At 71.1% G+C, this 11,950-nt stretch carries 9 protein-coding genes; 2 read left to right on the forward strand and 7 right to left on the reverse strand.

Annotated elements, in window-relative coordinates; genetic code table 11:
• Positions 1 to 25: 25 nt before the first annotated feature.
• From OG946_RS00940 to OG946_RS00950, 3 genes are read right to left on the reverse strand one after another with little or no spacing between them, the layout of a single operon-like run.
• Positions 26 to 1,999 (reverse strand): ABC transporter substrate-binding protein, encoded by a 1,974-nt coding sequence (locus OG946_RS00940; protein WP_326794239.1) that lies wholly within the window; start codon positions 1,997 to 1,999, stop codon positions 26 to 28.
• An 18-nt stretch (positions 2,000 to 2,017) separates the two neighbouring features.
• Positions 2,018 to 3,619, reverse strand: coding sequence for an FAD-dependent oxidoreductase (locus OG946_RS00945; protein ID WP_326794240.1), 1,602 nt, complete (start codon positions 3,617 to 3,619; stop codon positions 2,018 to 2,020).
• Complete coding sequence (locus OG946_RS00950; RefSeq protein ID WP_326794241.1) at positions 3,616 to 4,683, reverse strand: LacI family DNA-binding transcriptional regulator; 1,068 nt, start codon at positions 4,681 to 4,683, stop codon at positions 3,616 to 3,618. Before OG946_RS00950 ends, OG946_RS00945 begins: the two co-directional genes overlap by 4 nt.
• Before the next feature lie 222 nt (positions 4,684 to 4,905).
• Here OG946_RS00950 and OG946_RS00955 point away from each other — a divergent pair, with 222 nt between their 5' ends.
• On the forward strand, positions 4,906 to 5,919 hold the full coding sequence (locus OG946_RS00955) for an acetylxylan esterase (protein ID WP_326800106.1): 1,014 nt from the start codon (positions 4,906 to 4,908) through the stop codon (positions 5,917 to 5,919).
• Positions 5,920 to 6,098: 179 nt separating this feature from the next.
• A complete protein-coding gene (locus OG946_RS00960) occupies positions 6,099 to 8,099 on the forward strand; it encodes a hypothetical protein (RefSeq protein WP_326794242.1) in 2,001 nt (666 codons plus the stop codon).
• A 30-nt stretch (positions 8,100 to 8,129) separates the two neighbouring features.
• Here the strand turns inward: OG946_RS00960 and OG946_RS00965 are convergent, their stop codons facing one another.
• The 4 genes from OG946_RS00965 to OG946_RS00980 form a co-directional block, all read right to left on the reverse strand.
• Positions 8,130 to 9,314, reverse strand: coding sequence for a GDSL-type esterase/lipase family protein (locus tag OG946_RS00965; protein ID WP_326800107.1), 1,185 nt, complete (start codon positions 9,312 to 9,314; stop codon positions 8,130 to 8,132).
• Between the two features lie 80 nt (positions 9,315 to 9,394).
• Entirely contained in the window at positions 9,395 to 10,693 is a 1,299-nt protein-coding gene (locus tag OG946_RS00970; protein WP_326794243.1) for a glutaminase, read from the reverse strand.
• Positions 10,694 to 10,800: 107 nt separating this feature from the next.
• Positions 10,801 to 11,454: an NAD(P)H-binding protein gene (locus OG946_RS00975; RefSeq protein ID WP_326794244.1), complete on the reverse strand. Its 654-nt coding sequence runs from the start codon at positions 11,452 to 11,454 to the stop codon at positions 10,801 to 10,803.
• 60 nt (positions 11,455 to 11,514) lie between these two features.
• Positions 11,515 to 11,910, reverse strand: coding sequence for a nuclear transport factor 2 family protein (locus tag OG946_RS00980; RefSeq protein ID WP_326794245.1), 396 nt, complete (start codon positions 11,908 to 11,910; stop codon positions 11,515 to 11,517).
• Positions 11,911 to 11,950 lie beyond the last annotated feature (40 nt).

Raw genomic sequence — 11,950 nt, forward strand, 5'->3', positions numbered from 1 at the left:
GACCGTCCCGTCAGCCGTGTGCCCGTTACGCGCCGATGGCGAACTGCTCGGGGTTCATGGCGCCCGGCATGGGGTACTTGGCGGCGAAGAAGCTCTTCTCGGGCACGTTGCGGAAGGTCTCGCCGACGACGCCGTAGCCGGGCAGCGGGGTGCTGATCCCGATGGTGTAGAACTGCTCCTTCGCGATGGCGAGGATCTGCTTCATCGTCGCGGCACGCCGCTTCTCGTCCGTCTCGGCCACGATCTCCTCGTGGTAGAGGCGGTACTGCTCCTTGGCGTGGGCCGGCGGCTCCATGCCCTCCTCCCCTCCGGTGGCCAGCCAGGTGAACCACTCGGGGCAGAAGGCGTTGTTCTCGCCCCACTCCGGCATGAAGAAGGCGGGGGTGCTGACGGGGTCCAGGGCGCCGTCCCCGTCCCAGGCGAGTGCCTCGTGGCCGTTGCCCTGGATGAGCTGCATGCGCAGGGTCTCGTCCTCCGCCTGCACGCTCATCCGCACGCCGACGGCCTCCCACATGGGCTTGATGATCTCCAGCGCGTCGGCCAGCTCGGGCTTCCCGGCCCCGGCGCTGACCAGGATGCGGAAGGAGACCGGCTCGCCGTCCGGGCCGCGCCGCGGCCCGTCGCCGTCCCGCCGCAGACCGGCCCGGTCCAGGTGCTCGTTCGCCTTGTCCGGGTCGTACTCGGTGTACTGCTTGGCCATCTCCTCGTCGAAGAAGCCGGAGTCGCGCGCGGGGGCGACCTGCCAGGGCTCGCCCTGCCGGGCGTGCACCGCCTTGATGACCTTCTGGCGGTCGATGGCGTACGACAGGCCGATGCGGAAGTCGCGGCTGCCGAAGACCTCGCGCTTCGTCTCGTCCTTGCAGGTGAGGTTGAGCATGATCGTCAGGGTGTTGAGCTTGTCCGACGCCAGGTCGAAGAAGCGGTAGTGCCCCTTGGTCCGGTCCCGGGCCAGCACCGGCTTGTTCTTGGTGGTGGTGACGTTGCGCTCGATCATGTCGATGTCGCCCCGGAGCACGTTGAGCAGCACCACTTCGGCGTCCTGGGCCATGGCGAAGTCGACGCCGTCGAGGTAGGGCAGTTGGTTGCCCTCCGGGTCGACCTTGAAGTAGTACGGGTTGCGGGTGAACCGCATGCGCGTGCCACCGCCGATGGCGTCGTCGGGCAGCCAGGCGTGCAGCCGGGGCAGCCGCGGGTCCTTCCAGAGCATCCCCGCGTAGAGCGCGTCCTGGAGCAGTTCCATCGGGCCCGCGTAGTCCATCTCCCTGGCCGCCTTCTCGGCGTCCGGGCTGAGGCCGGGGTGGAACTGGCCGAGGTAGTGCTTGGGCAGCCGGGTCAGCATGTCGTAGACCTCGTTGGCCATGCCCGTCAGATAAAGGGCGTTGGGCCCGGCGAACGTGAACTCCACGGTGTACGCGTCGATCTTCCGCAGCTTCGCCGGGCCCCCGCCGACGGTGTACTGGCCCGGCGTGTCCGGGATGATCTCCTTGTTCGTGATCAGGTCCCGGAAGGCGAACTCGATGTCGTCCGCGGTGAAGGGCTCGCCGTCGGACCACTTCAGGCCCTTGCGGAGCTTGAACGTCACCCGCGTGGCATCCTCGCTCTCGCTGAACGACTCGGCGACGTTCGGGATGATCTTCTTCCAGTCCCGGTCCCAGCGGACCAGGTTCTCGTACGCGAAGGCGTAGCCGAGGCGGCCGGCGTCGCCCGCGCCGATGAGCGCGTTGCGCCAGGTGCCGCCGTAGGCCGCCGCCCGGTCGACGGGGCGGACCACGAGCGGCTCCGCCGGCAGCCGCTTCGACAGCGCGGGCAGCTTCCCCTCGTCGACCAGTCGCTGCAGCTCGGGCGCCTGCCCCTTCCCCTCGACCGGCCCCGTGTCCCCGCCGCCCGCCGGATCCGTACTGAAGTCGCAGCCGTTCAGCGTGAGTCCGCCCACTGCCCCGGCCGCCACCAGCGACCCGCCGGCCATCAGCAGCCTTCTCCTGTCGATGCGTCCCGTCATCTTCTTGCTCCCTCGGGTTCAGTAACCGCGGATGTCGGGCCAGGCGAGTTCGACGCCGTGGCCGGTCAACGCGCGCTGGTAGTCCGCGAGTCGGGCGGGCCGGGCGCGGACCTGGTGCGGGGTGGTGCGGTGGCGCAGGCAGTACGCGGCGAGCAGTCCTGCGGCCTCGCCGGCGTTCCACTCGACCGGGTGCAGCCGGTAGCAGCCGTTGGTGAGGTGGGTGGTGCCGATGTTCTTGGCGGCGGGCAGCAGGTTGCCCATCCGCTCGGGCAGCAGGGCGCCCAGCGGGATGCGGAAGGGCGAGGAGCCCACGTCGATGTAGTTGTCGCCGCCGGTGGAGGGGTGCAGGTCGATGCGGTACGAGCCGATGCCGACCGAGTCCTCGTACGCGACCGCCCCGCGGTCACCCCGTACCGCGAGGGACACGTCCTGTTCCGTCACCGTGTACACCGCCCGGATGCGCCGGGACTCGCGGATGTACGGGCCCTTGCACAGCCCGTCCGCCGTGCCCACGACGTCGCCGCGCAGCCGCAGCCCGGGCAGCCCGGTGCTCCCGTCGGGGCGCGGCATCTCCGTCTGCATCCAGTACAGGAAGGACAGGCTCATCTGCCGCGCGCCGGCCAGGTGGCGCGCGGCCGCCGCGGGCTCGACGCCGTACAGCGGCCCCTCGACGTAGTCGATCATCGGCCAGTTGACGATGACGACGTCGCTGGTGAGCGTGCCGTCCTCGAAGGAGGAGCGGGCGAGGACGCGGCGGAAGGCCCACAGGTCGAGGTCGCCCGCGAGGCCCTGCAGGGCGGGCTCGCCGGGCGCGGGGTTGGGGATCAGCACGCGCGTCGTCGGCCGCAGCGTCTGCGGCTTGGGCGCGACCATGCTGAACATCCGGTCGGGCCAGTACGGGGGGCGGTAGTCGCGCCAGAAGCCGTAGTCGTCGGGCTTGTCGATGGTGTGGTCCTCGCCGGCCCGGTGCTCGACGGCGAAGCACCAGGAGGCGGCCTGCATGTTGAGCGGCCGGCGCTCCGCGGGGGCGCTGGGCTCCCCCGTGTCGGCCTGCGACTCGAACCCCGTGACGTACTCCGTGCCGGTGAGCGGCAGCAGCTCGCCGGTCTCCGTGGCGTCCAGGAAGTACCGGGCGGTCACCGTGACGTCGTCACCGGAGTCGAGGTCGCGCAGCGTCACGCTGGTGACGGCGTCGCCGTCGGTGCTCGCCGCGACGGGGCGGTGCCTGAGCCGCAGGTCCAGCAGGCCGCTCGCCCGGTACGGCGCGAGCATGGCCCGCAGCACGGCGTGCGCCGCGCTCGGCTCCGCGCACAGCGCGCTCACCCGGCCGGCGCCGGGGTTGAGGGCCGGTTCCCGGCGCGCCGCCGCCGACAGCGGATACCAGTGCCGGTAGTAGTCGCGGATTCCGTCCCGCAGCCGGCGGTAACTCGCGGTGCAGCCGAACTGCTCGATCCAGGGGTGCTCGTCGGGCGGCGTGCCCTGGACGGTCAACTGGCCCCCGACCCAGTCGTACTCCTCGGTGAGGAGGACCCTGAGGCCCGAGCGGGCGGCGGCAAGCGCGGCGGCCACGCCGCCGAGCCCGCCCCCGACGACGGCTATGTCGGTGCGCAGCTCCGTCATGCCTCTCCCTCCGGAGCGCTCGCCGGGGCCACGGCGACGGTCTCCTCGCCGGGCGGCGTGCAGGACAGCAGGATCTGGTCCTCGCGCGGCGCGTCCGGGGCGTCGAGCAGCCGCAGGAGGAGCCGCACGGCCTCGCGGCCGATCTCCCGGCGGGGGATCTCCACGCAGCTCCAGCCGGTCCCGGGGTACGGGCCCGTCTCCGTACCCCGCAGCACGACGAGCGAGAGCTGCGCGGGTATCGCCAGGTCCCGGGCGGCGGCGAACCCGGCGACGCGGCCGGCGAACGACTCGTCCTCGGCGACGAACGCGGTCATCCCGGACGCCAGGGCCAGGTCGAACCACTCCTGCGTGAGGTCCCCGGCGTTCATCAGCACCGGTAGCTGCGGGATGCCGGCGTCCGTGCAGGCAGCGCGGTAGCCGGCCTCGCGGTCGACGACGGCCTCGACCCGGTGCGTGATGCCGAGGTAGCCGACCCGGCGGTGGCCCAGCGAGACCAGCCGGGCGACGGCGTCGCGGGTCGCCTCGGCGTAGTCGGCGCTGACCCAGGCGATGTCGGCGCCCGGCACGTCGCGGCGGCCGATATGGACGAAGGGGTAGCCCTCCCGGCTGAGGCGGGCGAGGTCGGAGTGGTCGTGCGCGACGCCGAGCAGCACGCTGCCGTCGGCGACGTTGAGCCGGTTCGAGCCGTCGCTGTAGAGCTGACGCTGACCGTCGGGGCCCTCCGTGGAGGTGAACAGCACCAGGTCGTGGCCCTCGGCGACGGCCTGCTCCTCCACGCCGACCAGGAACTCGTGGTAGAAGTCGCGGCTGGCGATCGGGAAGACCGACTCGAAGGTGTGCACCCCGATCATCCGGTTGCGCTTGCCCTTGAGGCTGCGTGCGGCGGGATTCGCCGCGTAGCCGAGGTCGCGGACGGCCTGGCGGACCAGCTCCTCCGTCTCGACGGGTATCCGGTGGTCGGTGGCACGACCGTTCACGACGGCGGAGACGGTCGCCTGCGACACGCCCGCACGGCGGGCGACGTCGGCCTGGGTCGGTGCCCCGCGACGGCGTTTGACTGACAAAGGGAACCCCTTGCTGTTACGTATCAGCAGCTCATTAGCAGGACTTGAGCACCTCTTGCTGTTTCGTAGCAGCGACCATAGGAGCGGGGCATGGCCCCGTCAACAGGCGGTGGCGAACGAATTTCCGGGAGATTTCCCGGACTTGAGGACCGCGCCCCTCGCCTGTGTGGATCGCCCGGGTACCTTGGGGCGAACGGCGGTACGGGGCGGGAGGCTTGGGTGGTGCGTACGGATGGCGGCGGTCGCGGCCACCGCCCGCGCGGGCAGGCGGCCGGCCTGGTGCACGACCTTCCCTTCGACCCCGCGTACGGCTACGACCTGGACCGGCTGCTCGCCGTACCCGCCCCCGAAGCCCCCTCCGACTTCCGGGAGTTCTGGCGCGCCCTGCACGCCGAGGCCCGCGGCACGCGGGTCGCGCCCCGGCTCCGCGGTCGCGCGGAGACCATCGGCGGGGCGGAAGCGGTGGCGGTGCACGAGGTCGCGTACACCTCGCTCGGCGGGCGCCGCATCGGGGGCTGGGTGACGCTGCCGGCGGACGGGCAGGTGCGCCAGGGCTGCGTCGTCACGCACGGCTACGGCGGACGGGAGGCCCCGGATCCTGCGCTGCTGCCGCCGGGCACGGCGGCCATCTGGCCGTGCCTGCGCGGCCAGGGCGCACGCAGCCGCCAGCCGGACATGCCGTCCGACGCGGCCGCGCACGTCCTGCACGGCATCGGGTCCCGGCGGTCGTACGTGCACGGAGGCTGCGCCGCCGACGTGTGGTGCGCGGCGACGGCGCTCGCGGAACTCGTACCCGCGTCGATGCCGCGGCTCACGTACGCGGGGGCGAGCTTCGGCGGCGGCATCGGGGCGCTGGCGCTGCCGTGGGACGAGCGGTTCGCGGCCGCCGTGCTGACCGTGCCCAGTTTCGGCAACCACCCGCTGCGGCTGACGCTGCCGTGCACCGGGAGCGGCGAGTCGGTCCGGCAGCACCACGCCGCGCATCCGGAAGTCGCGAATGTGCTGGCGTACTTCGACGCCGCCACCGCGGCGCGGCACATCGGCATCCCGGTCCACGTCGGAGCCGCGCTTTTCGACCCGGCCGTCCCGCCACCGGGTCAGTTCGCCGTGTACAACGCCCTGCCGGGCCCGAAGGAGCTGCACGTGCTCACCGCGGGCCACTTCTCGCACCCCGGCGAGGCGGCGGAGGAAGCGGGCCTCCGCGCCGCACAGCGCCGGTTCCTGGCACGGGCCTAGCGGCCCGGCCCGAAACCCTGCCCGAGCTGGTCAGGTTCGGTGCGCCCGCGTGGACGGCTGTCGAGTGCGGCGGCACCGGCTTCCACTTTCACGTGCAGCGGGGGTTGACGCGTTGCACATGATGACTGAAGCATGCGCATCGTGAATTTCCCTTGCAGATCAGCAAGTTGGAGGCACGTATGAAGGTCCAGGCATTCATCGCCGTCGGTGTGCTCTGCCTCGGCGCCCTCCCGGCGACCGCCGTCGCGGCCACGGCCGAGCCAGCCGCTGTCAGCGGGCTGACGCCCGGCGATCCGCGCGCCGACCAGCCGGTGCTGCTGAACCAGAGCGGGTTCGGTCTGGGCGAGCCGAAGCGGTTCACCGCCCCGCGGGCCGAGGACGGCGCGGCCTTCACGGTCAGCGACGCGTCCGGGAAGGTCAGGTACCGGGGCAAGGTCACCGACGGCGTCGGGGACTTCACCGCGTTCGACCCCCGCGACACCGGGGACTTCGTCGTCACCGTCAACGGTGCGGCGGGCCAGGGCACTTCGGTGCCGTTCGGCATCGGGGCGTACTGGATCGACCGGGTCTCGTACAGCAGGGCCATCGAGTTCATGTCGGGCAGCCGCTGCTACTTCGGCGACTTCACCCGCAAGGCGGAAGGGCCGGGGCTGATCAGCGACGAGTACGGCCACCGCGCGTGCATGAAGGCGGTGACCTGGCGGGACGGGGCCCAGTACTCGAAGGAGATCCAGACGCTCGTCGACCTCTACCTGGCCAACCCGAGCGCGTTCGAGCAGATCACCGTGGACGACGCGGTCTACAAGGGGCTTCCGGTGACGCTTCCCGACGGCACGCCGGAGATCGTGCGGCTCATCCACTGGGGCGTTGAACTGCTCCTCGAAGCGGACGTCAACGATCCCCAGTTGAAGGAGCAGCTCGCGGCTTTCGCCTACGCCTATCCGCAACTCGCCGAGTGGATACCCGCCGACGTCTACGAGCGCACCCTCGACCACCTCTTCGCCACCTGGGGCGCTCCTGCCCGCGACCGCTACTACTGGCAGGCGTTCACTCCCCACACCGGCGACCTCTTCCAGACCTATACCCAGGTCGGCACCGGCAAGGGCGAACTCGCGCCGGGCCACTCGGTGTGGCCGAACCTGATGATGTACGAGGTCGCGCAGCGGGAGGGCCGCGACGACGCGGAGCGCTACCTGCGCGCCGCGCAGGACCAGGCCGCCTGGCTGGTCGAGAACCTCGACGTCGGCGACCCGCGCACCACCAAGGGGCAGCGGCAGAGCGAGCACGTGCTGATCACCGGTCTGGTGCAGTTCGCCGAGACGTACCCGGACCAGGCGCCCCCGGGGATCGAGGGCTTCGTCCGCGACTGGGCGCAGACCGTGACCAGCCGCTCGGACAACCTCTGGGACTTCCGCCGCTACTCCGACGACCGCTGGACCATCCCCGCCTTCACCGGCGGCGGCGCGGACGACCCCAACGAGACGGGCAACGTGGCCGGCTTCGCCGCGCCGGCGCTCGCCGCGGCCCGGCTGCTCGGCGACGACCCGCTGGCCGGGCGGCTGCGCGAGATCGCGGCGGCGCACGTCGACAACATCTTCGGCCGCAACCCCACCGGGCGGCACGCCTCGTACGACGCGCCCAGCGGCACGGCCGGCTTCGAGGGCGTGGAGCGCGGCTGGTTCTCCGAGTACCGCGGTGGCGCCGGCCTGCTGGAGGATCTGCCCGGCGTACTCGACGGCAGCCCCAAGAACGGCCACTACCCCTTCAACCCGGACCAGGGGAACATCGGCCACACCGAGGGCTGGGTGGCGTTCAACAGCGCCTGGAACGCCTCACTCGCCTGGCGCGCCGCCGATCAGACCGGCATCGAGGTCCGTACCCGCGGTGGCGCCCCCGCCCGCGTGGTGCCCCGTGACGCGAAGGTGACGGTGGAGCTGACGGCACCGCTGAACCTGGACGCGGGCTCCGTCGACCGGGGCTCGGTCGAGGTGCGGGTGGGCGATCGGGCCGCCGTGCCCCTGACCGTCACGCAGGCCGCGCAGAACGCGAGGACGTTCCGCGCGACCCTCGACCTGACCGCGGTGGACGCGGGCCACAGCGACAGGATCACGGTGTCGTACGGCCACGGCCCCTTCGCGGTCTCCCGCACCTTCACCGCGGTCGGCGGACCCGTCGGCTGATCCCCGGAACGTTTCCCTGCCGTCGGCCGGTCAGCGGCGCGCGGTGGTGAAGGGGCCGCCGTCGCCGAAGACGAGGGTGGCGAAGCGTTCGCCGATGTGCTGGTGGGTGGCGGGGGCCGGGTGGAGTTCGTCCGGCAGCGGCCGCTCCGCGTAGTCGGTCTCGCCGTAGAGGTCGAGGCCGTCGAGATAGTGCAGGTGCGGGTCGGTGGCGGCGCGCTGCCGGACGATGCGGGTCAGCTCGTCGCGGATCACGGTGAGGGTCAGCTTCCCGGCGGCGGTCTGCGCGGGGTCGCCGGTGCCCATGAACCGCATCCGCCCCTCGCTCATCGCGCTGACGTCCGGGGCGCTGGGCCCGGGGGTGTTCTCGTGGATGGCGCAGTAGATCGGGGATGCGACCAGGAGAGGTGCGGTGGGGTGTCCCTCGCGGATGGTGTCGAGGAAGCCGTGGACGGCCGGGCCGAACGCGCGCAGCCGCATCAGGTCGGCGTTGACGACATTGATGCCGATCTTGACGCTGATCAGGTCGGCGGGGGTGTCGCGCATCGTGCGGGCGGTGAAGGGGTCGAGCAGGGCGCCGCCGCCGAATCCGAGGTTCACCAGCGCCACCTCGCCCAGGGCCGCGGCCACGGCGGGCCAGGTCCCGGTCGGGGTGGTGGCGTTGGAGCCGTGGCTGATCGAACTGCCGTGATGCAGCCAGACCCTGCGGCCGTCGGGCGCCGCGGTCCGGATCGGGGCGTCGGTGCGCAGGGCGGCGAGTCGGGTGGTCTCGTCGTGTGGCAGCCAGATCTCGACGTCCTTGTCGTCGCCGGACAGGCCGGTGAACCGCACGGTCTGCACCGGCCCGGGCCGGGTCTCCGCGGTCCCGGCGGCCATGTCGATGGTGAGGACGTCGCCGTCGGTCACGCCGGCCCGGCCGGCGAGCCGTCCGTCGACGAGAAGCTCGTACACCCCGTCGGGGCGTGGCGGTGCGCCGACGTAGACCCGCTTGGTGGCCACGACATCCAGCTCGACGGCGGTGGCCGGGGTGCGGAAGACGAGTCGGACGCCGGAGGGCTGAGACTCCGCCATCGCCATCTGGTCGTCGGGGATCTGCCGGCGAGCGAGCGCGGGCAGCCGGTGGGGCAGTACGCCGCGTTCGGTGTGCTCCACGTCGACGGCTCCGCGCAGCAGGTCTGCGGTGACGGGGGTGGTGGTCCACGTGCTCTCGGTGTGCATGTCCTCGGTCTCTTCCATCAGGAGGCCCCGCCCAGGATCGCCCGCGGCACGCATCCAGCCTCTCCCTGCTGCCGACGGCTCTAGTACTGGGCTGCCTTGTGCGGCGGAATCACGGCTTGGTCCACGTTGCCTACGACGGTGACCCGGCCGCCGTCTCCCGGATCGGGGTCCGGCATGACCGATTCCGGGTCGACGAGGTAGACCTCGTGACCGTCCAGCGTGAGCCGGCGCACGACCTCCAGCAACATGCGCCGTGCCACGTCATCGATCGAGTAGACCATCGTGAGGTCCAGAGCCACCCCGACCTCCGCGGGTGCCGTGTCCACGGTTTCCCTGACGACTCGTTCCGCTCCGGAGAAGCCGATCCCGCCTTGCAGTTGGAGGACCCGGACCGCGTTCGGTCCACTGCCGACGACGTGGTTGGATCGCACGACCGCACGCGCCGGGGGCGGGACCTGCATCACATGCATGCCCATGTCGGAGGAGAAGCGTTCGAACAGCGACACCCCGCGCACGCTGTTCCCGTGCTGGTCCAGTCGTGGCGAGAAGGTGGCGATGCCGATCTGGCCGGGGAGCGCGCCGATCAGGCCACCGGCCACGCCGCTCTTCGCCGGGATGCCGACCTGGGTCGCCCAGTCACCGGCGGCGTCGTACATGCCGCAGGTGAACATGACGCTCAGCACCTGGCGCACCACCCGTTCACTTACCACCTGCTCACCCGAGAGGGGATTCACCCCGCGGTTGGCCAGCGTCGCCGCCATCATGGCCAGGTCTCGCGCGGTGACGAGCACGGCGCACTGGCGGGTGTAGCCGTCGACGACCGCCTCCGGTTTCTCGGTGAGGACGCCGTGGCTGCGGAGCATGTGGGCGATGGCGAAGTTGCGGTGCGCGTGCTCCATCTCCGATACGCACACCGCCTCGTCGATCTTCAGCGGACGGCCGGCAAACGCCGAAAGTCCCCTGACCACGCGCTCGACGCGCGCTGCCGGATCCAGGTCCCCCGAGCCGGCCAGCGCGTGGGTGGTGATCGCACCGGCATTGATCATGGGATTGAGCGGTCGCCCGGTGTCGCTTTCGAGTGAGATCTGGTTGAACGCCTCCCCCGACGGCTCGACACCGACTTTGGCGAGCACGGGGTCGAAGCCGCGATCGGCCAGTGCCAGCGCGTACGTGAACGGCTTGGAGATCGATTGGATCGTGAACTCGGTATCGACGTCGCCGGCGCCGTAGACCTTGCCGTCGACGGTGGCGACGACCGCGCCGAGGCGCTCGGGGTCCGCCGCCGCGAGTTCGGGGATGTATCCCGCCTGCACTCCGGAAGTGTCCGACTCGACGTCTCCGAGTGCCTCGGTCAGATAGTCGGGAATTACTGACCGCATTCGTGCTCCTCCATGCCGAAGGGAATATTCTGCGCCGTGGCCTTCAGCGTCTCACCGAATCACCACGTCGCTGCGCCAAGCCATACCCCGGCGTGGAGACTCCCTCGTCAGCGAACATTCGCCCGGACCGCCTCTTCGATCGGCGTGGAACCCGTGTTGAGTTCGAGGATCTGCCGGCCGATCCGGGGCTCGTGGAGCAGTTCGGCCAGGGTGGCGGCAACGTCGTCGCGGGTGATCTGGCCGTGGAACTCCGCAGGCCCGAGGGACACGGCGCCGGCTCCGGGACCGTCGACTAGGAGTGAGGGACGGAGAATGAGCCAATTCAGCTCACTGCGGCTGAGCGCGATGTCCGCTTCCTTCTTCACCGCGAAGTAGTACTCGACCTCCTCGCCGAGGTCGCGTTCCCGCCACGATTCCGGGAGCACGGAGACCAGAGCGAAGCGCTCGACACCGGCCAGGTGTGCCGCGGCGATCGCCTTCGCCACTCCCTCGCCGTCGACGGCCTTCGTGACCTCCCTGCTGCCACCGTTCGATCCGGCGCTGAAGACGATCGCGTCGGCACCACGGAACGCTGCCGCCAGTTCGTCCACGGTCATGCTGGAGAGATCGCCGACTCGTGCGTCCATGCCTTGCGTTGCCAGCTCTGCCTGCTGGTCGTCCCGGCGGACGAGCCCGCGTACGGTGTCCCCTCGCGAGTGCAGTTTCGGCGCGAGCAGACGGCCGACGCCGCCCGTGATACCGATGATGAAAACGTCTGCCATGGATGCTCCGTACAGGTCGGTCTTGCGGACTTTCTCGGCCACCAGCAGCGCCCGTGTTTCTCAAACCATCGGGTTGCCGCTGACGGTCGCGTCCGGAGGGGTGAGGTCCTGGACGACGTCCCAGTGCTCGACGATACGGCCGTTCTCCAGCCGGAAGATGTCGACGATGACGACGGGGTTCGCCGCCCAGCCGCGGACGATGCTGTGGGTGAACACGAGGTCGCCCTGCGCGGCTGTCCGCTGCGGCTCCCACGAGAAGCCCTCCAGGCCGGGCACGACCGTGCGGAGCGTGTCCAGCCCGCTGGGCATCTGAGGGCTGTGCTGCACGTAGGGCTCTGCCCAGTACCGGTCGAGCGCGGCGAGATCCCCTTCCCCGAAGAGCTCTCGCATGGCGGCAAGCACGATCTCGGTGTTGCGCTGAGCCTGGTCGGCCGCGGTGCTGCCCGTCGTGGTCATGTTTCCTCGATAGTCCCGACAAGGTGGTGGAGAGTGCCTT

The organism is Streptomyces sp. NBC_01808 (assembly GCF_035917395.1).
Taxonomy (GTDB): Bacteria; Actinomycetota; Actinomycetes; order Streptomycetales; family Streptomycetaceae; genus Streptomyces.

Bases quoted from the DNA above. Each gene is read 5' to 3' on its own strand.
- OG946_RS00970 (WP_326794243.1), bottom strand. From the start codon at position 10,693: ATGCGGTCAGTAATTCCCGACTATCTGACCGAGGCACTCGGAGACGTC.
- OG946_RS00980 (WP_326794245.1), bottom strand. From the start codon at position 11,910: ATGACCACGACGGGCAGCACCGCGGCCGACCAGGCTCAGCGCAACACC.
- OG946_RS00940 (WP_326794239.1), bottom strand. From the start codon at position 1,999: ATGACGGGACGCATCGACAGGAGAAGGCTGCTGATGGCCGGCGGGTCG.
- OG946_RS00960 (WP_326794242.1), top strand. From the start codon at position 6,099: ATGAAGGTCCAGGCATTCATCGCCGTCGGTGTGCTCTGCCTCGGCGCC.
- OG946_RS00975 (WP_326794244.1), bottom strand. From the start codon at position 11,454: ATGGCAGACGTTTTCATCATCGGTATCACGGGCGGCGTCGGCCGTCTG.
- OG946_RS00965 (WP_326800107.1), bottom strand. From the start codon at position 9,314: ATGCACACCGAGAGCACGTGGACCACCACCCCCGTCACCGCAGACCTG.
- OG946_RS00945 (WP_326794240.1), bottom strand. From the start codon at position 3,619: ATGACGGAGCTGCGCACCGACATAGCCGTCGTCGGGGGCGGGCTCGGC.